Genomic DNA, 21,680 nt, shown 5'->3' with positions numbered 1-21,680 from the left:
AAAAAGCAGCTATCCTTCACTGTCGGGATAGCTGCTTTTTTTTGCATTTTGATTCCCTTTAAAAATTAACCTTTAGATTCTTTTTAATGTATTGAACAATTTTGCGCAGGTCGATTACAGACGGACGGCCGAATGGACCCGTTTGCTTTTGTTGGTAGAGCAGGCGGCCATTTTCGTCAACGAGGAAATAGGCCGGTTCTCCGTGTGCACCATGGTCTTCATAGGGAGCATCATCGCCATGATAAAACACACCATAAGCCTCTACTGCCTCTACGTTTTCATCGCATAGCACCGGAAAAGACAACTTCTTATCATCAACCAGCTTTTTTAAATTATCACGGTTGTCAGTGGATATCGTCGTAATATAGACGTTTTTGTCTTCAAAAAACCCTTTGCCTTCCTCCAAACCTTGGAGGTCTTCGACACAGACAGGTCACCAGGCTCCCCTGAAAAAAACAAGCAAATGCCAGCCCTTATGATTCCTTTGGTAAGATTCAAATGAATACGGTTCACCAGACGCAGTTAAAAGCGAAAAGTCCGGTGCCTTATCTCCTAAAGCTAATGTAGCCAATGCCATCCCTCCTAAACGCTTCTCTCATTATTCTTTCCTAACGGTTAACATTTAATTAAAAAAGACCGAGGCGACCGATTCTTTCCGCCGCCTCTTCCAGGCGTTTTTTCGTCCACGAGCAAGCCTGTTCTTACATATCCTTCACCGTGCTCACCAAACCCAATGCCCGGCGCCACAACAACGTGTGCTTTTTCCAGCAGCAAATCAGAGAAGGAAGCAGACGTATAAGGCTGAGGGACAGGCAGCCAGGAAAAGAAGGAGCCTTTGATCGGTTCGGCCTTCCAGCCGATGCGGTGGATAGCGCCATAAAACGTGTTGCGGCGTGACTCATACACGCTAACAAGCTCTTTCACACAGTCCTGGGAAGCTGTTAAGGCTTCAACAGCCGCCATCTGCACGGCGCCAAACAGGCTGACAAAATAATGATCCTGGTACAGGTTAATCAACCGGACGACTTCCTGGTTGCCAATCGCAAAGCCTACCCTCCATCCGGCCATGTTGTATGTTTTCGAAAGGGTATAAATTTCCACCCCTGCCTCTTTCGCTTGCGGATGAGAAAGGAAGCTGGGCGGGGTCACACCGTCAAATCCGATGGCACCGTATGCATAGTCATGGATTAACAGAATTTTGTTATCCAGACAGAAGCGGACCGCCTCTTCGATAAAAGCAGGCGTTGCCACCGCCCCGGTCGGATTGTTCGGGTAGTTTAAAAACATCATTTTTGCCTTGCGTGCTGTTTCTTTGGGAATCGCAGAGAAGTCGGGCAAAAAATCATTTTCCGCGCGAAGCGGCATCATCACCATCTGGCCCCCGGCCATCGCTACACCGGACCAATAATCCGGATACCCCGGATCCGGCACAAGGCAAATATCGCCCGGGTTGAGGAAAATGTTGCTCATTTCGACGAGCCCTGCTTTTCCGCCAAACAGAATGGCCACCTCGGTTGCCGGGTCGACAGAAACCCCGCGTTCCTGCTTATACCAGTGGGCAATCGCTTCTTTTAGTTCGAGCCGCCCCTGAAAGGGCGGGTATTTGTGGTGGAGCGGGTTTTCCGCTTCCCGCTTTAATGCCTCTACAATGTGGGAGGGCGTTGGACGGTCGGGATTTCCCTGTCCAAGGTTGATGACATCATGCCCCTGCTCCACTACCCGGTTTACTTTGGCTACTAAGCTTGAAAAAAATTGCGAAGGCAGCCGCTTCATCCCTTCTGATGCTTCAAACTTCACGGGTGTTCTCCCCTTTATCTCTAGTCTTTACGCATTGCGCGCGCAATCCGATTTCCAAGCGTTTGGAAAATCTGAACAAGGATAATTAAAATGATAACCGTAAAAATCATAACAAGCGTTTCCCAGCGCTGGAATCCGTATCGGTAGGCAAGGTTCCCGAGCCCGCCGGCCCCGATAATGCCTGCCATCGCGGTCGCATCAATCAAGCCAATGAGTGCAATCGTAAGCGATAAAATGAGCGCAGGGCGCGCTTCCTTCAGCATGACATTGAAAATAATCTGGCGCCGCGTCGCCCCCATCGCTTGAAAGGCTTCAATCAGGCCTGCATCCACTTCCAGAAGGGCTGATTCCATCAGCCGTGCAATATACGGGGAAGCATAGACGACAAGAGGAACAATGGCACCCTCCACACCAATAAACGTTCCGGACACGAGCTTTGTAAACGGGATAAGCGCGAACAGCAAAATAATGAACGGCACAGAACGAATAATATTGATGATGGTGTTGGCAATCTGGTAAATAAACCGTTGTTCAAAAATGTGCCCCGGCCGCGTAATGACAAGAAGAACACCGAGCGGAATTCCAATCAGGGTAGCAATGACGATTGAAAACCCGACCATGTACAATGTTTCCTGCAACGCCGGGATGTATAAATCCCAGTGCGGATCCATTCCGTTAAACATGATGAATCACCTCCGCCTTTACTCCCTTTTCATCCACATACTGCAATGCCTCATCGAGTACGGCCGATTCCCCGCTGAGCGAGATGACAAGATACCCGAATGTTGTTTCCTTGACCTGTGTAATATGCCCGAAAAGAATGTTCGGTTTTAAATGATAACGCTCGGTTAATTCGGCCAGTACTGGATCCTCTGTGTTATCCCCGATAAACGTCAGGCGAACGATCCGGCTGCCGGGCGCATGCTGCACGCGCTCCAACAATCCTTCCGGCAGGGAGTCGTCAAAAATACTGCGGATAAAGTTCCGGGTCGTTGCTGTCTGGGGACGTGAGAAAATATCAAGCACGGTTCCCATTTCCACAATGTCCCCTTCCTCCATCACCGCAACCCGGTCACAGATTTTCTTAACAACGTGCATCTCATGTGTAATGAGCATAATCGTAAGGTTGTATTTCTTATTAATATCAAGCAGCAAATCGAGAATCGAGTCCGTTGTTTGCGGATCAAGAGCAGACGTTGCTTCATCGCAAAGCAGGATTTCAGGGTCATTGGCAAGCGCCCGGGCAATAGCTACCCTCTGCTTCTGGCCGCCGGAGAGCTGGGATGGATATGCACTCGCACGCCCGGCGAGACCTACGATTTCAAGGAGCTCGTTTACCTTTTTCTGAATAACGCTTTTAGGTGCATTGCTCAGTCGGAGCGGTGCCGCGACATTGTCAAACACCGTGCTGGAAGACAGCAGATTAAAGTGCTGGAAAATCATCCCGATTTTGCGGCGGGCCATCCTCAGTTCATTTGTGGATAGCTTCGTTAAATCCGTTCCGTTAATAACAACCGAACCTGAAGTAGGGCGTTCCAGCAGGTTGACACAGCGGATAAGCGAGCTTTTGCCGGCACCGCTGAAACCAATAACACCGAAAATCTCACCCTTTTGCACTTCAAGGTTTGCGCCCTTAATGGCATGGACCGCTGTACTGCCCGTCCCGTACGTTTTTACAACATTTTGAATGGAAATCAATCGGATCTCCCTCCTTACCTATATAATTGTATATGAGCGTTTGCACGGCAATTCTTTGTGCATATAAAGAAAACTTGGCTAGCACCTTAGTTGCCCTTATGTAGATAAGAAAGTTATACTTTCTTATCTACTAAAGAAACACAATACATAATGTACTGCATTTATATAAGTTTAGTCAATTTCTATCCGAATTTAAAACGAGAAAGACCGCCCTTTCCAAGGCGGTTCCCCATCATTTAACCTGCATATCGTTTTGCTTAACAAATTGCTCCGGATAGCCGGCATAGAAGTCAATCATTTCCTCTGTTATGTTCCACTTAAATACCTGCGCAAATGTTTCATTCGTAAAAAACGACTGTGCGAGTTCCTTATTTAGCCGGCGTTCATAATCGACAACGCGTTCCTGTATATTTTCCGCTGCACGGCAATGGACAGGCAGCGCCTTTGCCGTTTTCCCATCAGAAAAATCAAAATGCCGGAGTTGAATTTTCTTTCTTTCCTTTTCACGGTTTGTGAAGAAGTGAATTTCCAGGTTGGCAATATCATACACAATCGACCAAACCGTATCCTGCCGTTTAACAACTTGCAGTAGTTCAAAAGCTTCGTTTGCAGACACCGGGGTACCTGCTTTGCGTGATTGAATGAGCCTTGCTGCACCGGTAAAGCGCTCCAGGGAATTTTGTTTATATTCATCTAAACCATTTTCTGCAAGAATGGCAGGTTGGTCTGCATATTCCAGCGATTGTTTATATGTGCTGTTCGAAAGGACGGGGACGGGTAATTCTTCTCCCGTATAGACCGCCAGGTTTCCCTCCACAAACTCGATCACAGCAGTATCTCCCTGTCTATCGCATACAAGATAATGAAGAGGAGGCGTGCCCTGGCCGATTCTGATCCGAGATGCAGCTTCAATTACTTCACGAACCGTACGGCATGTGTCCAGCATGTATTGGATCCATTGAAGTTCACTGATGGCAGGCCGACCATCGTCCATACTATATTCAGTCTCCCACAGCGTCATCTGCTCAACGACAAGCCCTGTTTCATTCATTCCCCCCACCGGAAATTCCTTCCCACTCTGGTGAAAGGTAAGGCTGCCATATTGGGACACCCACACTGCCGGTTTCCCGGGCGGCAGAACAAACGCGGTCTTGGCGAGATTCCGCTGGTTGCTAAATAAATACCCGTCATCATAAAAAACGTCCATATTTTTTCCAACGATTCGCCCTGCGGCATCCCCGATTACAAAACTTGTGCACATTTCATTTCCCCCTCTTTTGTTCGCTAATGATATCGTTTAGCCTGGCTGTGTTTCCCGATTCAATCTGTTCCAGCACGGCGTCAATCATCGTATCGATTTCTTCATTTTCCTGATGGAGGATAGCAGCCAGCCGCCCGATTCTTATTTGTTTTGCTTTTTCTTTCTCCAGTTTTTCCAGTTTCTCTTTGTAGGGACTGATATCTTCCTCGCCTTTCTCCATGATCTTCTTAACTAACAGCATCTGGATGTCGATTTTCGTAACCTCTGTTAAATTTCTTGCAAAATTCTTTTCATCAACCAAACATCTCTCCCCAACCTGAAAATATTCACTTAATGCCAGGAGCCTTTCCTTAGGAATCGGTCTGCGTTTCTTAATCCAATCCGAAAATTGCTGCGGTGTGATATGTAGCTCTCTTCCAATTTGTGAATACGACTGCTCATTTACTAAAACTAAATACTCCAGCGTTGTTTTTGCATGTAACGCTTCTTTTCCATTCATGCTCATCACCTCCGACATAATTTACGTCAATTATAACCAATGACATATTTTATGTCAATGGTTTTGACGTAAAATATGTCGATATATTCTCTATACTTTTGGCTGGTGAGCGACACACAAAATCCCCACTGTTTTAATTAAATAGACTATAATGATTAGAGGATAGATAGTTCAGTATGAATCTATTTATCCTCTTCTTTTTTCATATTAAATTAATTTTTCTTGCAAAGGTATCCATAGCACCCTCTTTGACGCATTTATTCCTATTCAGACACAAAAAAACCATCGGGCATGAACAAACTCCCAATGGTTTAGGGCACCTAACGGTGCCTATTCTATTTAGTTTCTCAACATCCTGAAGAAAGACATGATAAACGTGTCTTTCTCCCTTAATCTGTTATATTAGCCTCACTCAACTTCAAAAATCTTCCCGGGATTCAATATGCCTTTCGGGTCCAGTGAATTCTTTATTATTTTCATCACATCTAACGCAGCTCCATGTTCCTTGCGTTGATACCCGGCCTTGCCAATGCCTACGCCATGCTCACCGGTGCAGGAACCGCCGCGGCTTAGTGCGTAACTTACCAGATGGTCATTTAACCTTTTGGCTCTCTCCACTTCTTCTGGATTATTTAGGTCCAGCATTAAAAGAACATGGTAGTTCCCGTCCCCGACATGGCCGAGTATAGCCCCATCTAAACCGGCCTCATTAACAGCCGTCCGCGCATCCCGGACCGCCCCTACCAATTCAGAAATAGGGACACACACATCTGTCACCATCATTTTCTTGCCCGGTGATTTATGAATAAAGGCGTAAGCCAGATTATGACGAACTTCCCATAGCTGGGCCCTTGCCTTTGAATCTGTTTCAAATACAAAGTCCTCGCAGCCGTTTTCCCTTACCAGTTTTTTTGCAAAATCAACATCATACTGAAGCCCAGCTTCATTTCCATGAAATTCAATAAACAAAGTCGGCTTGCCGGGGTAAGCTGTGTTATTATATAAATTTACTTGTTCAACGGAGCGTTCATCCACCAGTTCGATACGGGCTACCGGAATGCCCGCTGATAGAATATCAACAACCGACGTGACAGCATCTTCTACCGTCTGAAACACAGCACGCGCTGCAGTAATGGCTTCCGGGATGCCAAACACGCGCAAAGTCAGTTCCGTGAATACACCTAATGTTCCTTCTGAGCCGACAAACAGCCCCGTAATATGGTAACCAGATGACGACTTAGCTGTCATGCTGCCTGTATGAATAATCTGTCCATCGGCCAGGACTACTTCTAAATCACGTACCTGATCCCGCATAATTCCATACCGTACAGAGGTCGTACCGCTTGCATTCGTTGCTGCCATTCCCCCAAGTGTCGCATCCGCCCCTGGATCGACCGTGAAAAACAGTCCGTGTTTTTTCAATTCCTTATTTAGCTGGGTTCGGGTAATCCCTGGTTGTACCCGTACCAAAAAATCATCCGGGCGAACCTCGAGGATTTGATTCATCAATTGGAAATCTAACGAGATGCCTCCATGATACGGAATAGCGTGCCCCTCCAGGCTTGTCCCTAAGCCAAATGCGGTAACAGGAATTCCATTTTCACAGGCGAATTTCATAATTTTGCTTACTTCTTCCGTGTTCTGCGGAAATACAACAACATCCGGCAAATGCGGTGTATGATATGATTCATCCCTGCTATGCTGTTCTAATACGGTCGGATTCACTGTCACCTGGTTCTCAGAAATCATTTTTCTTAGTTCAACCAGCAATGTTTCTTTCACCATATTCATTATTACCCCTCCACAGATATAGAATAGAAACCGGAATATATAAAGTAAAAATTATACTAAATATAAAGAAAATATTAATGATTGAGAAATTTATTCGCTAAGATAATTATTCCATTCAATATCATTAATTCCTTCTGAACTTCTACAGATAATGAAAAGGGTGGGGATTTTAGTAGGCTCTGCAGCCGGGTCTTTATAATTAGAAATCTTTCTTTTCAACCGAATATCCTTCCTGTTTAAGAGCATAGCGAATTCCCTGCGGAAAAGAAGAAAATGTTTTTACCTTCGTCTCAATGCCGGAAAGAACAATATAGCGGGCCATAACCGGCGTCAGCCCAACATAAATCGTTTCTGTTCTTCTTTCTTCTGCGCCTCCTCCTTCGTTACATCCTGCCAGATTAAGATGTACCCTTTCACTTCTTTTTCTTTATTTCTATATTCGGTTACAATAATTCTAGCTGTATATTTCCCGAGTTTAATCTGAGCCCGGTGAGGAAAAGGGCCGTTCCGCAAAATGCGTGCCTGATGCTGTGGATCACGGTGAAAGCGGCCAATATTATGGCCTATTAAGTCCTGATGCCCGCCGATATGCAAATCAGCCGCAATATCATCAATCAAGTTTTGCGCGTATTGGTTCATCCATACGAGACGGTGTTCTTTATCCGCAATAAAAATATTTTCCCCGACACTGTCCAGGGCATAAACCGTTTCATCTTCTTCAAAAACACTGCGATATGTCAAGCAGCAAACCACCTTTCTAGAACACAACTTGTCCTCTATGTACATCATACCCACAAAAAAACCAGACAGCATACAAACTGTCTGGTACGGTGCCCCAAAAGCAAAGATTACTCGCTGTCAGGCATCAAGGAAACCGGTCGTTGTGGTAAGAAGGTAGAAATGGCATGCTTGTATACCAGCTGCTGCTTTCCTTCTGTATCAATTACAACGGTAAAGTTGTCGAATGCTTTAATCAAACCGCGAAGCTGGAACCCATTTACAAGGTAAATGGTTACAGGCACGTTCTCCTTTCTCAGGTGATTGAGAAACGTGTCCTGAATGTTGATGGTATTTGCCATGGGAATACCTCCTATTTATCTTTATTTATTTTTATATATTCGCCGCTTATCTAAACTTTCCTGCCACTTTCTCATAAATTCCTTGCCTGATTGAGGACTCAGTTCCCAGTCCGGGTGTTACATCGAACCAGACAATGTCTTTCATGGCACGGAACCAGGTAAGCTGGCGTTTGGCAAAATTACGTGTGCGCTTCTTTACAAGTTCAACGGCTGCTTCTTTCGTTGTTAATCCCTGTAAATAGGCGATGATTTCTTTATAACCGAGCGCCTGCATCGAGCGCAAAGAAGCGTCATATCCCTTCCGCAAAAGCCCCTCTACCTCTTCAATAAGGCCCGCCTCTATCATTTGGTCGACACGGGTGTTAATTCGCTCATAAAGCAAAGCGCGGTCCATCGTCAAACCAAGAAGCAATAGGTTGTAAGGCGACTCCTCACTTCTCTGCTGATACTCTGCCATCGTTTTGCCCGTCAGGTGATAAATTTCAAGGGCACGAATGACACGTTTGACATCATTGGGATGAAGGCGGGCCGCGGTGAGCGGATCAACAGCACTCAGCTTAGCATGCAGAGCTTCATTCCCGTCTGTTTCCGCAAGCGAGGAAAGGGAAGCGCGGTATGCTTCATCTTCGCCCGCTTGTGAAAAACGGTAGCCGTATAGCACAGATTGTATATAAAGGCCTGTACCACCAACGATGATGGGCAGGATTTGACGGCTGTTCATGTCAGAAATCAGCGCAGCCGTTCTGCGCTGAAAATCAGCGACCGTAAACTCCTCATCCGGGTCGCAAATGTCGATAAGATGGTGCGGAATGGCCGCCCGTTCTTCCGGGCTCGCTTTCGCCGTCCCTATATCCATACCCCGGTAAAACTGCATGGAATCGCCTGAAATGATTTCTCCGGAGAATCGTGCTGCCAGTTCAAGGCTTAACGCGGTCTTCCCGACAGAAGTAGGCCCGATGATAGCCAGGACGTTCTCTTTTTCTATGCTCATCGCTGCGCTCCCCCGGTTTCTATAATTCCATATGTAAATGCTCTTTCCGCTCTCTTAATGCGCTTGAATCCGAGGCGGTCAAAATCGGGACTCTGATCGTGGTTTTTCATGACGACCCGCTTCACAGCGACCCGCTTCGCTTCCTCGATCGCTTCCGTCGCAAGCGATTCATAGTTCGCAAACGGCCGAAGAATAGAAATGCTCTCCGAGGAGGGAACCGCTTCAAAAAACATCGGATCAAAATACACAACATCAAAACTATTATTTTCACATTGCCGCAAAAAAGTCAAATGATGGACGGCGATGACTTCAATGCGGGCCATGGCCTCCCGCATCTGGGGAAGGTCCGTTTCATAGCGCTGCAGTCCGTCCGCGACAATACAGGCGGGAATGGCCTGCGACTCCAAACCGACTACTTTTCCGCTCTGTCCGGCCACATAAGACGCGACAATCGCGTCCGCCGCCAGGCCGAGCGTACAGTCCAGGAAAGAATCTCCCGGAGTTAATCCGCATGCCCGGACCATTAGATCATTATCGCCGCTGAGCAGCCTTTTTATACGGAGCATGGCCATTCCCGGATGGAAAAAGAACGGCGCCTCCCGCCCGGCACTGTATGCCCGCAGCCCGTCCTTTGTGACGACAACGATTTCCGGGTCGAGTTTATGCAGCCGGGCAATGGAAGCCTTTCTTCTTTCCACATACGCTGCGCCGAGCTGACCGGAAAGCAGCCTGGCTGCAGCAATTAATTGTCCGTTCGGTTCATGGGGAGTGGTGATTATCATTGTTCTCTTCACTCGCTTTACTGGATTCAGGTTTCTATTGTAGCACAGCGGACACAAAGAAACACCTCTTCACAGCACGGCAAGTGCATGGAGGTGTTCCCTGCATCGTTATACGTTTAGTACTTCCTGGGCGATTTTAATGTTTTGCGAGCCTTCTCTTTTCTTTCCTTCCGCGAACGCTTTCGCTTCCGCCAGCGTTTTAAACGTCTCTACCTTCTTGTGCAGAAAGCCAAAGTCAGTCATTGCGTCATAAATGACAATATACATATTTCATCAACCCCTCCCCTTGTATAAGCAGCACGAATCGTTCTTTGTATGCTAATTCTATGCTTCTACAGCCGCTCTTTATATTCCTCTTTAAAAATTAGCTTTTGCCGCCAAAAAGCGCCGATGCGTGCCACCGGCGCTTCTAATATATAGCGGGACTTGCACAATCAAAGGTTACGGAATTCCCCGACAACCTCACCGTTCTCATAGCTTTTAAGGGTATTCCTGTAAAGAATCAAATTGTTGTCCTTTAAAAAGCCGTCAAACTCTTCTTCCGTCACTTCACCAACAAGGTGTTCCTGCTGGGCAGCAAACTGGGTGCGGCCGTCCCTCACCGCGTCAAAAAACAACTGATTTATATGGTTAGCAGATAGTTCCAGTTCAATCACAGTATCACCCCTGTACTTTTCCTGTATTTTCTCCACTTACCGGTTCCCTATACAGGCAGGGGTGCTTACCCCCCCAGCTTTTCGTTCACGGACTCCAATTTCTGCTTCATGGAAGCGGCTTTATCTCTGCGCTCATCGATTTTTATCGAGGTTGACACACGGAGCGCTCCCTTCTCAAACGGCCGCTCGTGCATGCGGCGGATAACAGCGAGGATGTCATCGAGGTCTCCTTCAATGATTGTGCTCATCGGTGTCATTTGGTATGAAACAGGCTCAGCTGCCTGTTCAAGTATTCGGTGCACGTCTGCGACATATTCACTTACCCCTGGTGAGCCTGTACCGATGGGAACGATGGTTACTTCAACAATAGCCATGTTTATCACTCCTATATTGAATGTTACTCTTCTATTGCTTGTTTTTTTCACATCTTACCATATTGAACATGTTTTTAGGTACCCGCGCATAAAAAAATCCTTCTGCTGTTATCATAGCAAAAGGATGAAAGATCTGTTCGTTTACCCAACCTGTTTCTTTTGTTCAGGAATGAGCGCAAGAATATTGCGCACGGAAAAATAACGGGTCGCCTTTCGTGTAAAGCAATACCCCCGCACGTATCCATCCGCTACAGAAATAAGACGGATTCTGCGCTGGGTCAGCTTCCCGTTTCGATCTATATAAATAATTTCAACAACACGGCCCAGATAGGAGAGAAAATTCAACACCAGTCCGCCTCCCGCCTTCAAAATCTGTTACCATCAAACGAAAATAAGCGATTTAACAAACGTTTGTTCTTATTTTTATTATACCAGAATGTGTGTTCGTATACAAACAGAAATAATATGCGGGAGAAAGCAAGCAACACGCTGGCCCCCTCCCGCTATTGGGTTATCTGTTCATTTTATCCCGCCGGCTTTTATTATTCCGAAGGGCGGTTTGGGCCTTCTAGCTTCTTATCGCCAAAGCCAGGGGCCGGCTCCATTTCTGGCTGCTTATCGCGTTCCTTCCGATTCTGTTCCAAATTGCTGATCTTCTTGTCTTCCTTCTTCACTTCTATCCCCCCTTTTCGGGACTAGTATTTGCAGAAAAAATCCATTACAAACAAGGGAATGATTACCGCTAAAGTTAAGCCCAGCAAACCGGGCATCGGAGAGGTATACTTGGTCGTAAAATCAACAACAAACGATAACAGAACTAATTTGAAAAAGAAAAAAGGCTGATTCACAGCCCTCTGTTTTTTATATTTTTATTATGGGAGTTTGTTTCCTCTCGAAGATACATAAAGGGAATACCATTCCTCTCGTGTCATTAATTCAGACTGACGGATAGCATCCTGACAGTTCTTTATACGTTCGGGGTTTGTCGTGCCAATCACTGGTTGAATCTTTGCTGGATGACGCATTAACCAGCCAAGAACAAGGGCTTCCTTCGTTGTGTCTTTTTCGGAAGCCATTTTCTCCACTAATTCCTTCGTTTTCATTTCAGCCTCCGAAGGACGTTCAATCTCTTTTCCTGAATATATCCCTTTAGCCAATGGAGACCATGCTTGAATCTGTATATCATTTACCATGCTATATTCAAGTAAGCCATCGGCAAAATGAGTGGAAGTTCCTGCTTCTTGATTGACTAATACACCTTGGTCAACCCAGTCAAGTTTGTTTAAACTCATTTCCATCTGATTCACAATGATTGGGTCTTCGCAATATGTTTGAAGAAGTTTTATTTGCCCCTTATTCATATTTGAGACACCAAAATGACGCACTTTCCCTGACATTTTTAGTTGTCGAAACACTTCTGCAACTTCTTCTGGTTCCATTAAAGGGTCAGGTCGGTGTAACAGTAAGACATCTAAGTATTCTACTGCCAGCCTTTGTAAAGTTCCATTTACAGAGTTTAAGATATGCTCTTTAGAAAAATCATATCTGCCAGGTCCAATCTCATCTGTAAAACGAATCCCGCACTTACTCTGAATAACTATATTCTTTCTCAAGCTTGGCTGAGCTTTTAAAACCCTGCCAAAGACTTCTTCTGCTTTTCCCATCTTGTATATATCAGCATGGTCAAACATTGTGATTCCTAAAGAAAGTGCTGTATCTATCGCTTGTTCAGTCTTTAAAATTTCTTCATTTGATATTGGATTATAATCCCAATTGCCTCCGAACCCCATACATCCTAATACTAAACGACTTGTGGTAACACTTCGCTTTTCCAAAGGCATCATACGCATGAAATAAACCTCTTTCTTAATTTAGTTAGACATTTAAGCTAAATCCAATTGTAAGGAAGGCTTATATATCATGCAACTTTTCCCTTTTTTTAAGAGACAGGATAACGATCGTAGCGATAATGCAGGCGGCGCCGAGCCACTCGATAACCCCAAATGGCACGTGCAGCCAGATAACCGAAAGAAAAGCCGCCGATAGCGGCTCAGCGCAGGCAAGTAAACTCGCTTCTGCAGCCTGGATGTACTTTAAGCTTTCCAAATAGCAGTAAAACGCGATAAGGGTCCCAAACAATACGACAAACAGGACCGCCAATATAGAAGGGTATGACCACTGCCCGCGAAAATTCCAGGGCGGATAGAGAAAGCTAAATCCTATCCCCCCTACCAGCATTCCCCATCCCACGATGAGGGTCGAACCCCACCTGTCCAGCAGCTTATAGGGCTGCAGTGTATAGAAGGCTAGAGCAACAGCGGAAGCAATGCCCCAGAAGAGCGCCCATTTTGAAATGGACAAGGTCTGGACATCCCCATTTGTTACGAGAAAGAAAGTACCGGCCAGCGCCAGTATAATGGCGATAAATTCGTATAGAGTAGGAAGGCGTTTGGATCGAAAGGCAATATAGCACGTAATAAATACGGGACCAAGGTATTGCAGCAAGGTCGCGGTTGCGGCGTTCCCTGATTTAATCGCAGCGAAATATGTATACTGGACACCGAGCATACCGATAATTCCAAACAAAAGGAGGCTCCAGCGGTAAGTGTTGGACTTCCAAACCTCCCACATCTGTTTGTCTCCTTTGGCAAAAGAGAACAACAACAAAATAAACCCTGAGAGCAATAAGCGCACCGATACAAGCCACTCCGGGCTGAAGTCTTTCTTTTGAAATAAATACTGGGCAACAGTGCCTGAGATTCCCCATAGCGTAGCGCCTATGAGTACAAGCACAATCCCTTTAGCTCTGGATTGGACCGTCATTACACTTTCAGAAGCCATCTATCTATCCCCACTCCTCTAAATAAATATTCTATTAAAATCAAAACTTTCAGAAGTGCCTCGACATCTATCATACGCTTCCCATCGCAAATGCAATCAACCTTAAAAAGCAGCTACCCTGGCTTGAGCCAGAGTAGCTGCTTTCGTTTACAAAATCAATGTTCCCAATGTTCCCGGCGCTCTTCCTTTATTCCTTTATAACCGCAAAGTACTCAAGCGCCTGACTTAGCTGAGTGAAGAACCTACTATCTGCAAAATACTCCTCCATATCAGCCATAGCTGATGCCACATTGGGCCGTACACCTGTGAACACGGCTTCGACTCCTACCAATCGGAGACAATTTGTCAGGCGTTGTAAAAAAGCAATAAACATTTCATTCGCATCAACAACCGCCGTTAAGTCAACCGCCAGGTATTCTATTTTTATTTCCAGGCAGCTCGTTAATGCTTTTTCGAGAAAAACGGTATACTCATCATTATAAGCCATTCCAGAGAGAGGCTGTAAGGGGAGAACTCCCAGTTTAGACATGACCGGGACAATATTGGCGGCCATGTCCCGGATAGCCTGGCTTAATTTACGCTGCTCCAGGACGTATTCCGTTACATCGGTAGTTTCGCCTATTGCTCCAATCATTTCACCGTTTCTAATTAACGGTTTCATCACAACATCATAATATTTGCCTCCGAAAGGAACCGCGCTTCTACTAATCTCTTTTTTGGTTGACAAAACAGTAAGCAAATCGGGTTTATGATTAAGTTTAGCCTGAAAATAATCCCCCATATTTTCATGTAACGCTTCTTCTCTTTTGATACCGAGATATTTTTCGCTCAATGTATTAACAAAAACGATCGTGCCATTCGTATCAATGACGAGAACACCTACGTCAAGCTGATCCAACGTCGCATCAAGCATCTTTCTACTCCCCTTAATCGCATAATCAATCCGCCTCTATCATAGCATGGTTTTACTTTTCTGCAAAAAAATAAGGAAATAAAAAACCACCTGACATCGGAGGGGCCGCACATGCGGCGGACCCTTCTAATTCAGGTGGTTTGTTTTCTTTCTCAAAGCCGGTTTATTGCGGCATGTTCTGGCCGCCGTACATCGAAGAGGAGCCTGTCTGATTCTGGCCAGCAGAACCACTGCGTCCAGTCATTCCAGCCTGCCCGGAAGCCGACGCGTATGGGGAACGTCCATACCCCTGCCCCTGCATGCCGCCATACAAGGCGCTTTCCGGGGAACCAGCAGACAAGTTGGCCATCGTTTGTCCGGCGTACCCCGTGTTTTGCCCGGAGTACTGGGCCTCCAGGGACGGGCCTGCCGGCTGGTAGCTATGAAGCAGCGTTTTAGCCGTATGGCTTTTCAATGTAGGGACCTGGTACATACCCTGCTGATTCATGAACAGGAACACCTCGTACGCCTGATTCGCGCAGTTGGCAGCAGAGTTCAGCAGCAACTGGCGCAGGTTCGGATCGGCGCATTCGAGGGTGGCCCATGTGGAGTTCCGAGCCGCGTTTTTATGGCAAAGCAGCATAGCGGTTGCGACTTCCCAATCGCTCAGCACGGCGTCGGATTGCGGCACGAACTGGGGCGGTTTGTTGAGGCCATATTGAATCTGCTCAGGGTTAATCCCTCTTATATTCGTATTAGGGGGAACCGGAGTAAAACGATTGTAGTCATGCGTATACGCTACGATTTCATTGTACGCCCGGATTTCCTCCTGCTGGTGGCGTGCGATCATATCCAGCAGCTGCGGGTTCTTCGCTTCTCTCGCGTAAAGGTTAAAGTGGGTAATCATGTTGATTTTTTCTAATAAGATTTCATGCACTTCCATCGTTTCGTGAGCGCCGTATGGCATAGGGATCACTCCTTTGACTTTTTTTACTGCCCAAGAGTACTATCTCCCACTGCCTGCTGATTATGCACCGGATTCTGTTCATCAGCGCGATTCCATTTTTCAGTTCGCTGCTTTACACAGAAAGTTAGTTTCCGGTTGTGGATAAGCACCTAAAAGTTTAACAAACTAACCCTTGAGGGGGTGAATATGTTGGCGGATGTATTGGGAGATATGTTAAAGGCTGCTATAAATACGCTAAAAACACTTGTTGATGACAAGCCAAAACCACTGTCCCATGACGAGCCAAAATCACCGTTGCATGTTGGAGAGGTAATGGATTGCTGGACCTACCTCATCATACTCCAGGAAGCTATTGATTTTGCAAAAATTGGAATAAATACAACAATGGACGATGAAGTACGAAATATGCTCCGGGAAGCGATAGACATGTGTGAATCACAAGTTGCAAGACTGAAAGATTTTATGCGAAATGAGGGAATTCCACTCCCGTCTCTGTCTCCACCAAAGCCAAAATCTGAACCAGACGCCGTTCCACTGGGGGTAAAGATGGCCGATGGTGAGCTTGCAAACAATATAGCCTTAAAAGTATCCGGTGCAGTACTATCGGCTACGGCGGCAGCGACAAAATCCATTCGCAGAGACGTGGCTATGATGTGGGTTCAATTTCAATCGGAGCAAATGACATTTGGGGGAACGTTAAAAGCAATGATGCGCAGGAGAGGCTGGATTAAGATCCCACCCTATTATTATCCCCCCGGTTTGCCTAACTAATAATGGAAAGACCGAGCCAAAACACCAGCTCGGTCTTTTATGCGAATGAGCGCAAGAATGCTTCTTATTTCAATGAGGGGATAAATCGCGTCTGTTTTTTCTTTCCAGATGGTATATAATAGCAATACATGTTCGTATTGCTATTCTGCGAAAGAAGGTCTTCTATGGGCGTATAGCCCTTGATGATAAATAAGAAAACCGAGGGTGTGTCTTGAACCGGGCGCACAGGACGTCAATCACTTTAGCGGAAGCGTTGTCCATGAAAGTCACCGGGAGCCGTGCCAACGCCCGCTTGTTGTATCCACCACGAACGCAGGCGGCGAGAGAGCGGGAAATGCACATGTACCGAAGAACCTACCTACTTTAGTGGGGAGAGGTTCAGGAGAAGAACCGATACAATGTCAACTACCCACCACTTAGAGCCAAACGGCTCTTGAAGCGGGGGGCTTGTGTGAATGCATAGGTTCGGTTGATTAGACCTCTTCCCTCGCGGGAAGGAAACGTTGGGTGGGAATCCATAGGCACGCCGGGGTGCTTCCCAAGCTCCGGCCCCTGCGGGGTATGATTAAACATCGCTGTTGGGTAAGCGAAGTGTCATATCCGGTAAACCCCACCCAACCGGTCGATGGGAACCTACGGAGACGGTTTCGCAAGAAACTGATTCTCCGCTTTATCTTCGCAAAGGAGATGGTTTAGATGGTGTATGTACTGAATCACAATGGAGAACCCTTGATGCCAACCAAGCGGTTTGGCAAGGTGCGCCGGATGCTGAAAAACAAGCAGGCGAAAGTGGTACGGCGCAGGCCGTTCACGATTCAATTGACGTATGAAACGACGAACTACGTTCAACCGGTGACACTCGGGGTGGATGCCGGCTATCAAACCGTCGGTTTTTCGGCGGTATCGGAAAACGAAGAACTTCTCTCAGGAGAGTGTCACCTTCTCATTGGCATGAGGGAGCGGTTAAAAGAACGTGCCATGTACCGTAAGCAGCGGAGAAGCCGGCTTCGCTACCGCGCTCCCCGGTTTGACAATCGGAGACGGTCCGAAGGGTGGCTGGCTCCCAGCATTCAGCACAAGCTGGACAGCCATGTGCGGCTGGTGGAACTTGTAAAGAACCTCCTTCCCGTACAAAAAATCATCGTGGAAGTCGCCAATTTTGACATTCAAGCCATCCAAAACCCTGAGGTGGCAGGCACTCTGTACCAGCAGGGAGAACAGCTCGGCTTCTGGAATCTGCGGGAGTACATCCTGCACCGGGACCATCATCAATGCCAGAATCCTCACTGCAAAAACAAGTCCGTGCATCCCATTCTGCAGGTGCATCACATCGGCTACTGGAAGGGCGACCGTTCGGATCGACCCGGCAACCTGGTTACACTATGCGACAAGTGCCACATCCCGGCGAGCCACCAGCTAAATGGTTTCCTGTATGGATGGGAGCCGAAGGTAAAATCGTTCCGTCCCGAGACGTTTATGAGTATCGTCCGGTGGCGGCTGACCCAGCTTTTAGGCGGGGCGGCGACCTACGGGTATGTAACGAAGCACGTTCGCATCCAGCATGGGATTGAGAAAAGCCACGCCAATGACGCCTTCATCATTGCGGGTGGGCACTACCCAACCCCGCACCGCTCCCTTTGTCCTCCAGCAGGTGCGCCGGAACAACCGGAGCCTTGAAAAATTCTACGATACCAGATACATCGACGTTCGCACCGGAGCCAAAGCAAGTGGGCAGGAGCTTTTCTGCGGCCGGCGCACACGAAACCGGGAGGTTTCAGGGGAAAGCCTGCGGCAGTACCGGGGAGAGAAGCTGTCCAAGGGCAGGCGAAGCATCCGACGGAGGCGCTATTCCCTTCAACCGATGGATACGGTGCAGTATCAGCACCGCAAGTATCTGGTGAAGGGCGTGCAGAACAAAGGAGCGTATGTGAAACTAGAGGGCCTTGCCAAACCGGTGAAAGTCGAACAGGTGACCCTGGTGAAGTACGGCAAAGGGTTTCACATGACCGCACCGATTTATCCCCTCCCTGCCCCCGTTGGGGCTTGAGGAAGGGGTCTTCTCGGCACTAATGATAAACTGTATAAAACAGGAACAATACCCATCTTTACTCATTACTGAAAGGTGGGCAATAGCAATACATAAACGAATGGAGGACGATGAAATGGCGAACGCTCTTACGGACAGCACTACTTTAAAAAATAATGTAAAGATGCCGTGGCTTGGGCTTGGGGTATGGAAAGTGACGGAAGAAGGACAGGCAGAACAGGCTGTATTATCGGCAATCAAGGCCGGATATCGCAGCATAGATACGGCGGCTGTTTACCAGAACGAAGAAGGAGTGGGAAATGCGATTCGCACATGCGGCGTCCCACGCGAAGAGCTTTTTATTACAACAAAGGTTTGGAATGCAGATCAGGGCTATGAATCTACCCTGGCGGCATTTGAGGAAAGCCGCAAAAAACTCGGTCTCGAATACTTCGACCTGTATTTGATCCACTGGCCGGTTGCGGGAAAATACAAGGAAACATGGAAGGCACTCGAGAAATTATACAAGGACGGGCGTGTCCGGGCCATCGGGGTGAGCAATTTCCACATCCACCATTTAGAGGATTTGATGGCGGACTGTGAGATAGCGCCAATGGTAGACCAGGTAGAATACCACCCGCTGTTAACGCAAAAGGAGCTGCTTGGCTTCTGTAAAGACCACGGGATTCAGCTGGAAGCCTGGAGTCCATTAATGCAGGGCAACCTCGACAATCCAACGCTGATGGAGCTGGGTGAAAAATATCAGAAATCACCTGCACAAATTATACTCCGCTGGGATTTGCAAAATGGAGTGGTGACCATCCCTAAATCGGTAACCGAGAGCCGAATTATAGAAAATGCAAACATTTTTGATTTTGAGCTTACTGCCGAAGATATAGAGAAAATCGACAGCCTAAACAGCAACAAGCGCTTTGGTCCTGACCCGGACAACTTCGATTTTTAATCGAGTTTCAGATTCAGAATTCCCCGCTCGTGGGTGATGACAAACGAAAGAAGCCGCTCCAGTGTGGAACGGCTTCTTTTATACTTCCTTTTCATTGCCTGAGGAATTGTCACTTCCATAGGTCGTCCAGCAGCGATTCATTTCTATTTCATGTTTTTTCGCGTATGTATCTCCCCATTTGCACATCTCAACCAATGTTGCCTGCAGTTTTTTCCCTTCCTCTGTCGTCTCGTATTCTACTTTCGGCGGAACTTCCGGATAGATTGTCCGATTAATAAGCCCATGTTCTTCAAGTTCCCGCAGCTGCTGTGTGAGCATTTTCTGTGTGATGCCCGGTAAACTCCGTTTTAACTCACTAAAACGCTTTACCCCTTCATTTAAATTCCAAAGAATTAACACTTTCCACTTTCCGCCAATGACATCCATCGTCAATTCAATTGAACATTGATATTGATTGTTAAGGGTTTTCACTTTCATCCTCCGTTCACTTCTAGTAGGTTTCCTTTTGGTAACTAGGTCACAAAAGAGTGCCTACTTGTTTATTATAAACTAAGTATATATTATAAACCATGAAAGTAGAAGGAAAATGATTTGAGGAGGAATATTCCATGCATAAGAAAGCATTGTTTATTATACCGCCGGACCGGTTTAACGAGGACGAGTTATTCGCTCCAAAAGAAGAACTGGAACAAGCTGGATATGAAGTTACGGTTGCGAGCACAACAGCAGGTGAGGTTACAGGCGATAATGCAGGCAAAGCTACCGCCGAGCTTATTTTTTCTGCTGCGAATGCGGCAGACTATGATGTAATAACTGTTATTGGCGGAAGTGGTACAATCGATCATTTATGGGGGAAACAGGAAGTTATTGACTACCTAAAAAGCGCATACAACAGCGATATTCTTGTATCAGGCATTTGTGCCGGAGCGGTCGTCGTAGCAAAAACCGGCCTGCTTTCCGGCCGCCAGGGAACTTGTTATCCGGTAGATGTAATGATTAATGAAGTTAAAGCAAATAATGTTGAATATGTGGAGCAACATGTTGTCGCATATGATGACATCATCACAGCGGACGGTCCGATGGGAGCAAAAGAATTCGGGCAGGCGCTGGTGAAAAGACTAAGCCAAACGGTGTAACATACTAAGGAGCGAAAAAACTTATGAATCCCAAATACCAGCCTTTATTCGAACTCTTTTCTTTGCGCAGTGACATTCAACTAAAAAACCGAGTCATTATGGCACCGATGACAAACTTCTCCTCCAACCCGGACGGCACCGTTACCGATGCTGAAGTGGCCTATTATGCCCGCAGATCGAAGGGTGTAAGCATGGTTATTACCGCTTGTACATATGTGACTCCGAACGGAAAAGGGTTTGCCGGCGAATTTGCCGCTGACAGCGACGAAATGATTCCAAGCTTGCGCCGTTTGGCTACAGCGATTAAAGAACAGGGTGCTAAAGCCGTGCTGCAAATTTTCCATGGCGGAAGAATGTGCCCGCCTGACCTCGTACCCGGCGGAGAAGTCGTTAGTGCAAGCGCTGTTCCCGCAGAACAGGAAGGTTCCCCAGTTCCCCGTGCGCTGACCGATCAAGAAATTGAAGAAATCATCCATGCATTCGGCGAAACGACACGCCGGGCAATTGAAGCCGGTTATGACGGCGTAGAGATACATGGTGCCAACGGGTACTTACTTCAGCAGTTCTTCTCACCGCACTCCAACCGACGCGATGACCGTTGGGGCGGCAGCCTGGAGAAGCGGTTAACCTTCCCTTTAAGAATCGTCGATGAAGTGAAAAAGGTCGTTGCTGAACATGCCCGCCAGCCGTTTGTTGTTGGCTACCGCTTCTCGCCGGAAGAGCCGGAGACGCCGGGAATTACAATGGCTGACACACTCGTGCTCGTTGATGCGCTAGCAAAGAAAGAACTGGACTATCTTCACGTATCACTTATGGACTTCTGGTCCGAACCGCGCCGCGGTGTGGAAGATACACGCCCGCGCATTGAAATCATCCAGGAACGCGTTGGAAATCAGGTGCCTGTGATGGGTGTCGGCTCCATTCATACCGCAGATGAAGCTTTAAAAGCGATAGAAACCGGTATTCCCCTGCTTGCACTCGGCCGCGAGCTCATTATGGAACCGGATTGGGTTGAAAAAGTGGAACAGGGAAGAGAATCCGAAATCCGGACGACGCTAACGAAAGACGATCAAGAGCGGCTCGTTGTCCCTGATCCACTCTGGCAGGCGATTATGAATACACCAGGCTGGTTCCCTGTTGTTGAGCGCCGTTAAG

General features: G+C 47.0%; 27 protein-coding genes and 1 pseudogene. 6 read left to right on the top strand and 22 right to left on the bottom strand.

Annotation, left to right across the window (positions count from 1 at the left end):
- Nucleotides 1-58: 58 nt before the first annotated feature.
- The 21 genes and pseudogenes from MBEAL2_RS20555 to MBEAL2_RS20470 form a co-directional block, all read right to left on the bottom strand.
- Nucleotides 59-571: a peroxiredoxin family protein gene (locus tag MBEAL2_RS20555; RefSeq protein ID WP_082130067.1), complete on the bottom strand. Its 513-nt coding sequence runs from the start codon at nucleotides 569-571 to the stop codon at nucleotides 59-61.
- A gap of 55 nt (nucleotides 572-626) precedes the next feature.
- Nucleotides 627-1,797: pseudogene (locus tag MBEAL2_RS20550) on the bottom strand (pyridoxal phosphate-dependent aminotransferase).
- A 20-nt stretch (nucleotides 1,798-1,817) separates the two neighbouring features.
- On the bottom strand, nucleotides 1,818-2,417 hold the full coding sequence (locus tag MBEAL2_RS20545) for a methionine ABC transporter permease (protein ID WP_236692966.1): 600 nt from the start codon (nucleotides 2,415-2,417) through the stop codon (nucleotides 1,818-1,820).
- A gap of 55 nt (nucleotides 2,418-2,472) precedes the next feature.
- The gene (locus MBEAL2_RS20540) at nucleotides 2,473-3,495 is read right to left on the bottom strand and encodes a methionine ABC transporter ATP-binding protein (protein ID WP_047154121.1); all 1,023 of its coding nucleotides are present in this window, start codon (nucleotides 3,493-3,495) and stop codon (nucleotides 2,473-2,475) included.
- 232 nt (nucleotides 3,496-3,727) lie between these two features.
- Nucleotides 3,728-4,756, bottom strand: coding sequence for a linear amide C-N hydrolase (locus MBEAL2_RS20535; protein WP_047154120.1), 1,029 nt, complete (start codon nucleotides 4,754-4,756; stop codon nucleotides 3,728-3,730).
- 1 nt (nucleotide 4,757) lies between these two features.
- A complete protein-coding gene (locus MBEAL2_RS20530; protein WP_047154119.1) occupies nucleotides 4,758-5,255 on the bottom strand; it encodes a helix-turn-helix domain-containing protein in 498 nt (165 codons plus the stop codon).
- 408 nt (nucleotides 5,256-5,663) lie between these two features.
- Nucleotides 5,664-7,046, bottom strand: a complete 1,383-nt coding sequence (locus MBEAL2_RS20525) for an FAD-binding oxidoreductase (RefSeq protein WP_236692963.1) — start codon at nucleotides 7,044-7,046, stop codon at nucleotides 5,664-5,666.
- Nucleotides 7,047-7,245: 199 nt separating this feature from the next.
- On the bottom strand, nucleotides 7,246-7,368 hold the full coding sequence (locus tag MBEAL2_RS33710) for a hypothetical protein (RefSeq protein ID WP_269082501.1): 123 nt from the start codon (nucleotides 7,366-7,368) through the stop codon (nucleotides 7,246-7,248).
- 8 nt (nucleotides 7,369-7,376) lie between these two features.
- Entirely contained in the window at nucleotides 7,377-7,787 is a 411-nt protein-coding gene (locus tag MBEAL2_RS20520) for a nitrogen regulation protein NR(II) (RefSeq protein ID WP_047154118.1), read from the bottom strand.
- Between the two features lie 107 nt (nucleotides 7,788-7,894).
- The gene (gene hfq, locus MBEAL2_RS20515; RefSeq protein WP_047154117.1) at nucleotides 7,895-8,125 is read right to left on the bottom strand and encodes an RNA chaperone Hfq; all 231 of its coding nucleotides are present in this window, start codon (nucleotides 8,123-8,125) and stop codon (nucleotides 7,895-7,897) included.
- A gap of 46 nt (nucleotides 8,126-8,171) precedes the next feature.
- Nucleotides 8,172-9,116, bottom strand: a complete 945-nt coding sequence (gene miaA / locus MBEAL2_RS20510; protein WP_047154116.1) for a tRNA (adenosine(37)-N6)-dimethylallyltransferase MiaA — start codon at nucleotides 9,114-9,116, stop codon at nucleotides 8,172-8,174.
- On the bottom strand, nucleotides 9,113-9,898 hold the full coding sequence (locus tag MBEAL2_RS20505) for a class I SAM-dependent methyltransferase (protein WP_047154115.1): 786 nt from the start codon (nucleotides 9,896-9,898) through the stop codon (nucleotides 9,113-9,115). The genes miaA and MBEAL2_RS20505 overlap by 4 nt, the downstream gene beginning before the upstream one ends.
- A gap of 108 nt (nucleotides 9,899-10,006) precedes the next feature.
- Nucleotides 10,007-10,165 (bottom strand): hypothetical protein, encoded by a 159-nt coding sequence (locus MBEAL2_RS31955; RefSeq protein ID WP_161798260.1) that lies wholly within the window; start codon nucleotides 10,163-10,165, stop codon nucleotides 10,007-10,009.
- A 167-nt stretch (nucleotides 10,166-10,332) separates the two neighbouring features.
- On the bottom strand, nucleotides 10,333-10,590 hold the full coding sequence (locus MBEAL2_RS20500; RefSeq protein ID WP_047154114.1) for a hypothetical protein: 258 nt from the start codon (nucleotides 10,588-10,590) through the stop codon (nucleotides 10,333-10,335).
- 29 nt (nucleotides 10,591-10,619) lie between these two features.
- Complete coding sequence (locus MBEAL2_RS20495; RefSeq protein WP_047154113.1) at nucleotides 10,620-10,928, bottom strand: MTH1187 family thiamine-binding protein; 309 nt, start codon at nucleotides 10,926-10,928, stop codon at nucleotides 10,620-10,622.
- A 141-nt stretch (nucleotides 10,929-11,069) separates the two neighbouring features.
- Nucleotides 11,070-11,276: a hypothetical protein gene (locus tag MBEAL2_RS20490; RefSeq protein ID WP_047154112.1), complete on the bottom strand. Its 207-nt coding sequence runs from the start codon at nucleotides 11,274-11,276 to the stop codon at nucleotides 11,070-11,072.
- Nucleotides 11,277-11,470: 194 nt separating this feature from the next.
- Nucleotides 11,471-11,602, bottom strand: a complete 132-nt coding sequence (locus MBEAL2_RS33705) for a hypothetical protein (protein ID WP_269082500.1) — start codon at nucleotides 11,600-11,602, stop codon at nucleotides 11,471-11,473.
- Between the two features lie 198 nt (nucleotides 11,603-11,800).
- Nucleotides 11,801-12,778, bottom strand: coding sequence for an aldo/keto reductase (locus MBEAL2_RS20485; protein WP_047154111.1), 978 nt, complete (start codon nucleotides 12,776-12,778; stop codon nucleotides 11,801-11,803).
- Between the two features lie 61 nt (nucleotides 12,779-12,839).
- Nucleotides 12,840-13,769 (bottom strand): DMT family transporter, encoded by a 930-nt coding sequence (locus tag MBEAL2_RS20480; RefSeq protein WP_201780834.1) that lies wholly within the window; start codon nucleotides 13,767-13,769, stop codon nucleotides 12,840-12,842.
- Between the two features lie 187 nt (nucleotides 13,770-13,956).
- Nucleotides 13,957-14,682 carry a PAS domain-containing protein gene (locus tag MBEAL2_RS20475; RefSeq protein WP_047154110.1) on the bottom strand — a complete coding sequence of 242 codons (726 nt, stop codon included), beginning with the start codon at nucleotides 14,680-14,682 and terminating at the stop codon, nucleotides 13,957-13,959.
- Between the two features lie 163 nt (nucleotides 14,683-14,845).
- On the bottom strand, nucleotides 14,846-15,628 hold the full coding sequence (locus MBEAL2_RS20470) for a spore coat protein (RefSeq protein WP_082130066.1): 783 nt from the start codon (nucleotides 15,626-15,628) through the stop codon (nucleotides 14,846-14,848).
- Between the two features lie 186 nt (nucleotides 15,629-15,814).
- Here MBEAL2_RS20470 and MBEAL2_RS20465 point away from each other — a divergent pair, with 186 nt between their 5' ends.
- The 4 genes from MBEAL2_RS20465 to MBEAL2_RS20455 all read left to right on the top strand — a co-directional run bounded on the left by MBEAL2_RS20465 (nucleotide 15,815) and on the right by MBEAL2_RS20455 (nucleotide 19,389).
- Nucleotides 15,815-16,399 (top strand): DUF3231 family protein, encoded by a 585-nt coding sequence (locus MBEAL2_RS20465; RefSeq protein ID WP_236692962.1) that lies wholly within the window; start codon nucleotides 15,815-15,817, stop codon nucleotides 16,397-16,399.
- A gap of 696 nt (nucleotides 16,400-17,095) precedes the next feature.
- The gene (gene iscB / locus MBEAL2_RS20460) at nucleotides 17,096-18,076 is read left to right on the top strand and encodes an RNA-guided endonuclease IscB (protein WP_201780833.1); all 981 of its coding nucleotides are present in this window, start codon (nucleotides 17,096-17,098) and stop codon (nucleotides 18,074-18,076) included.
- 229 nt (nucleotides 18,077-18,305) lie between these two features.
- Nucleotides 18,306-18,446 (top strand): hypothetical protein, encoded by a 141-nt coding sequence (locus MBEAL2_RS32455; RefSeq protein WP_201780832.1) that lies wholly within the window; start codon nucleotides 18,306-18,308, stop codon nucleotides 18,444-18,446.
- Between the two features lie 115 nt (nucleotides 18,447-18,561).
- Entirely contained in the window at nucleotides 18,562-19,389 is an 828-nt protein-coding gene (locus tag MBEAL2_RS20455; RefSeq protein ID WP_047154109.1) for an aldo/keto reductase, read from the top strand.
- A 78-nt stretch (nucleotides 19,390-19,467) separates the two neighbouring features.
- On the opposite strand, the gene MBEAL2_RS20450 is transcribed toward MBEAL2_RS20455, so the two are convergent.
- Nucleotides 19,468-19,866 (bottom strand): winged helix-turn-helix transcriptional regulator, encoded by a 399-nt coding sequence (locus MBEAL2_RS20450; RefSeq protein ID WP_047154108.1) that lies wholly within the window; start codon nucleotides 19,864-19,866, stop codon nucleotides 19,468-19,470.
- A 131-nt stretch (nucleotides 19,867-19,997) separates the two neighbouring features.
- Here MBEAL2_RS20450 and MBEAL2_RS20445 point away from each other — a divergent pair, with 131 nt between their 5' ends.
- Both MBEAL2_RS20445 and MBEAL2_RS20440 read left to right on the top strand, forming a co-directional pair.
- Entirely contained in the window at nucleotides 19,998-20,525 is a 528-nt protein-coding gene (locus MBEAL2_RS20445; protein ID WP_047154107.1) for a DJ-1/PfpI family protein, read from the top strand.
- A gap of 23 nt (nucleotides 20,526-20,548) precedes the next feature.
- Entirely contained in the window at nucleotides 20,549-21,679 is a 1,131-nt protein-coding gene (locus tag MBEAL2_RS20440; protein ID WP_047154106.1) for an NADH-dependent flavin oxidoreductase, read from the top strand.
- Nucleotide 21,680: the final 1 nt, after the last annotated feature.

This window comes from Aneurinibacillus tyrosinisolvens (assembly GCF_001015055.1).
GTDB classification, from domain to species: Bacteria; Bacillota; Bacilli; order Aneurinibacillales; family Aneurinibacillaceae; genus Aneurinibacillus_A; species Aneurinibacillus_A tyrosinisolvens.
The sequence above is the reverse complement of the archived record's forward strand: the minus strand, read 5'-3'. Positions and strand labels throughout refer to the sequence as shown.

Coding starts and splice junctions, on each gene's coding strand:
- MBEAL2_RS20530 (WP_047154119.1), bottom strand. CDS start 5,255: ATGAATGGAAAAGAAGCGTTACATGCAAAAACAACGCTGGAGTATTTA.
- MBEAL2_RS20545 (WP_236692966.1), bottom strand. CDS start 2,417: ATGGTCGGGTTTTCAATCGTCATTGCTACCCTGATTGGAATTCCGCTC.
- MBEAL2_RS20495 (WP_047154113.1), bottom strand. CDS start 10,928: ATGGCTATTGTTGAAGTAACCATCGTTCCCATCGGTACAGGCTCACCA.
- MBEAL2_RS20465 (WP_236692962.1), top strand. CDS start 15,815: ATGTTGGCGGATGTATTGGGAGATATGTTAAAGGCTGCTATAAATACG.
- hfq (WP_047154117.1), bottom strand. CDS start 8,125: ATGGCAAATACCATCAACATTCAGGACACGTTTCTCAATCACCTGAGA.
- MBEAL2_RS20535 (WP_047154120.1), bottom strand. CDS start 4,756: ATGTGCACAAGTTTTGTAATCGGGGATGCCGCAGGGCGAATCGTTGGA.
- MBEAL2_RS20455 (WP_047154109.1), top strand. CDS start 18,562: ATGGCGAACGCTCTTACGGACAGCACTACTTTAAAAAATAATGTAAAG.
- MBEAL2_RS20470 (WP_082130066.1), bottom strand. CDS start 15,628: ATGCCATACGGCGCTCACGAAACGATGGAAGTGCATGAAATCTTATTA.
- miaA (WP_047154116.1), bottom strand. CDS start 9,116: ATGAGCATAGAAAAAGAGAACGTCCTGGCTATCATCGGGCCTACTTCT.
- MBEAL2_RS20440 (WP_047154106.1), top strand. CDS start 20,549: ATGAATCCCAAATACCAGCCTTTATTCGAACTCTTTTCTTTGCGCAGT.
- MBEAL2_RS20525 (WP_236692963.1), bottom strand. CDS start 7,046: ATGAATATGGTGAAAGAAACATTGCTGGTTGAACTAAGAAAAATGATT.
- MBEAL2_RS31955 (WP_161798260.1), bottom strand. CDS start 10,165: ATGTATATTGTCATTTATGACGCAATGACTGACTTTGGCTTTCTGCAC.
- MBEAL2_RS20475 (WP_047154110.1), bottom strand. CDS start 14,682: ATGCTTGATGCGACGTTGGATCAGCTTGACGTAGGTGTTCTCGTCATT.
- MBEAL2_RS33710 (WP_269082501.1), bottom strand. CDS start 7,368: ATGGCCCGCTATATTGTTCTTTCCGGCATTGAGACGAAGGTAAAAACA.
- iscB (WP_201780833.1), top strand. CDS start 17,096: ATGGTGTATGTACTGAATCACAATGGAGAACCCTTGATGCCAACCAAG.
- MBEAL2_RS20505 (WP_047154115.1), bottom strand. CDS start 9,898: ATGATAATCACCACTCCCCATGAACCGAACGGACAATTAATTGCTGCA.
- MBEAL2_RS20450 (WP_047154108.1), bottom strand. CDS start 19,866: ATGAAAGTGAAAACCCTTAACAATCAATATCAATGTTCAATTGAATTG.
- MBEAL2_RS20485 (WP_047154111.1), bottom strand. CDS start 12,778: ATGCGTATGATGCCTTTGGAAAAGCGAAGTGTTACCACAAGTCGTTTA.
- MBEAL2_RS20445 (WP_047154107.1), top strand. CDS start 19,998: ATGCATAAGAAAGCATTGTTTATTATACCGCCGGACCGGTTTAACGAG.
- MBEAL2_RS20480 (WP_201780834.1), bottom strand. CDS start 13,769: ATGGCTTCTGAAAGTGTAATGACGGTCCAATCCAGAGCTAAAGGGATT.